The 1,766-nt window shown below is 45.2% G+C and carries 2 protein-coding genes; both read left to right on the top strand.

Annotation, left to right across the window (positions count from 1 at the left end; genetic code table 11):
• Nucleotides 1-123 precede the first annotated feature (123 nt).
• Nucleotides 124-444 (top strand): hypothetical protein, encoded by a 321-nt coding sequence (locus PX636_RS13410; RefSeq protein WP_288117566.1) that lies wholly within the window; start codon nucleotides 124-126, stop codon nucleotides 442-444.
• On the top strand, nucleotides 441-1,766 hold a 1,326-nt coding region (locus PX636_RS13405; RefSeq protein WP_288117565.1), incomplete at its 3' end, for a CHAT domain-containing protein. The genes PX636_RS13410 and PX636_RS13405, both read left to right, overlap by 4 nt.

Here is a 1,766-nt window from a genome sequence, read left to right as displayed (position 1 = left end):
CATACTAAATTCGTTGAGTATAGGCTACATATCAGGACAAGCAAAAGGGGGAATAGATAATCAGTTTTTAATAAACGGATTTAGGATCATTTTGCTGGGGTACTGACAGGAGGAACAAAACTGATGCAGATAGAAATTGAAGGCTGCGATGCTATCAAGGTTGCTCAGGACATCCTAGAGATGGAAGGGGTGCAAGGCAGCTACGAAGTTATCTCCAAAGTGGAGAAAGAGGGAACCCTTGCCACCATCGCCACCATCATCGGCATTATTAGCGGAACAATCGCCATCGCTGAGAAATTGTACCAATTAAAGCAAAAAATTGACTCTCCTGAAACCCCGAAAATCGAACGAGTGTTAATTGTCAGCCAAAACGGCGATCGCCTGATGCTCAAAGATGCTACCCTAGAGCAACTACAAAAACTCTTGGAACAAGAAAAATCATGAGGATACTGCATATTGATCTTCAGGAGAGGGGTAGCAACAGCGTTGAGTTCCGATTTTTCTGGGATAACCCCAACCAGACTCGTACCTACACAAGATGCTTGAGTGAAATAGACAACCTAAGTAAAAAGGCTGACACCGATTACTATACCCGTTTACCGAAAGACCACGCCAGAACAGGACAAGGTTTATACCGATGGTTAGATGGTACGGAGCGCATTCTACAGAACGAATTAGATAGCCACCGGGGAGAGAAAATAGTTCTGGCTATCAGCACCAGCAAAGGATTAGTCCATCTACCCTGGGAATTATTACACGATGGTCAAAATTTTCTGGTGTCTAAGCTTCCCGCTATTGTTCCCCTGCGGTGGATGAAAACCGGTAATGAAAGGCTGTTAACTGTGGACAACAACCCGCAGGATCGAGCCTTAAATGTAGTTTTCATGGCAAGTTCTGCTAAGGGTGTAACGCCTATACTAGACTTTGAGGCAGAAGAAGGGAAGATCCTCAAAGCAACTAGAGGAAAACCCCTATCTTTAACCGTTGAAGAGAGCGGATGTATTAAAGAATTAGGCGAATTGATGGCCAGTAAAGATAGGGAATATTTCGATGTTATCCACCTGAGCGGACACGCCACCATCAAGGATCAGAAACCCTATTTTATTACCGAGACGGAATACGGAGACAGGCAAGATACCAGCGCCGAAGATATTGCCAGAGAATTACAGTTTAATTTACCTAAGCTTTTGTTTTTATCAGGGTGTCGGACAGGCTACTCCGATGGTGATGAGATCCTTTCGATGGCCGAGAAGTTATTAGAAAAAGGGGCTAAAGCTGTTTTGGGGTGGGGTCAACCCGTCAGGGATAACGAAGCTGCTGATACGGCGGCCATCCTCTACGAAAAGCTTTCCCAAGGCTTTACTTTAAGCGAGTCGTTAGCTTTTGCCTATCAGAAATTATTAGGAAATCAGGCGAGGGATTGGCATTGTTTACGCCTCTATGTGAGGGGAAGTATCCCAGAAGCTTTGGTAAAGAGGGGACAGAGAAAACCTTTACCTCCCGTATCTGTTGTTGACCAATTTGTGGACCCAGAAACGAAATATTTGCGGGTAGCCACACGGGAAACTTTTATCGGTCGCCGCCGTGATCTTCAGGATTGCTTGCAAGTGCTGAAAAAACCCTTTGATAATTCTAAAGCAATTCATAAGGCTGGGGTTTTCCTGCAAGGTGGGGGTGGTAACGGGAAAAGTACCCTCGCCGCTCGTCTGTGCGATCGCCTTCCAGACTATACTAAGCTTGTCTGGTGGCAACAAATTGATCAACCT

Origin of the sequence: Microcystis sp. M53598_WE2 (assembly GCF_030067735.1) — a bacterium.
GTDB classification, from domain to species: domain Bacteria; phylum Cyanobacteriota; class Cyanobacteriia; order Cyanobacteriales; family Microcystaceae; genus Microcystis; species Microcystis aeruginosa.
This window is presented reverse-complemented; position numbering and strand designations above follow the sequence as displayed.

Coding starts and splice junctions, on each gene's coding strand:
- PX636_RS13410 (WP_288117566.1), top strand. CDS start 124: ATGCAGATAGAAATTGAAGGCTGCGATGCTATCAAGGTTGCTCAGGAC.